Genomic DNA, 357 nt, shown 5'->3' with positions numbered 1-357 from the left:
AGAAAAAACCTCTACAGGCTTGTAGCTCAGGTGGTTAGAGCGCACCCCTGATAAGGGTGAGGTCGGTGGTTCAAGTCCACTCAGGCCTACCAAATTTCTTCTCATGCTGCGTTAAAGCGCCGCTCGTATAGTGAACTATACGTCGCGACCCTTTGCCTTGCCTGAAAAGAAATTACCGTTTATCAAAAACGGGACTCCTGGTGAGTGGTAGTAGTGGTCTCTGCAGTAACTGTATGGGGCTATAGCTCAGCTGGGAGAGCGCCTGCCTTGCACGCAGGAGGTCAGCGGTTCGATCCCGCTTAGCTCCACCATACTGATATTACTGTATTTCTGAAAAATACTTCAGAGCGTACCGGC

2 tRNA genes are annotated in these 357 nt (G+C 50.4%); both read left to right on the top strand.

Features of this window, described 5'->3' with window-relative positions:
* The first annotated feature begins 15 nt into the window (after positions 1-15).
* Positions 16-92: transfer RNA gene (locus CMR03_RS05240), tRNA-Ile, on the top strand.
* Between the two features lie 143 nt (positions 93-235).
* Positions 236-311 (top strand) — tRNA-Ala (locus tag CMR03_RS05235).
* Positions 312-357: the final 46 nt, after the last annotated feature.

Source organism: Pantoea allii, assembly GCF_002307475.1.
GTDB lineage: Bacteria > Pseudomonadota > Gammaproteobacteria > Enterobacterales > Enterobacteriaceae > Pantoea > Pantoea allii.
The sequence above is the reverse complement of the archived record's forward strand: the minus strand, read 5'-3'. Positions and strand labels throughout refer to the sequence as shown.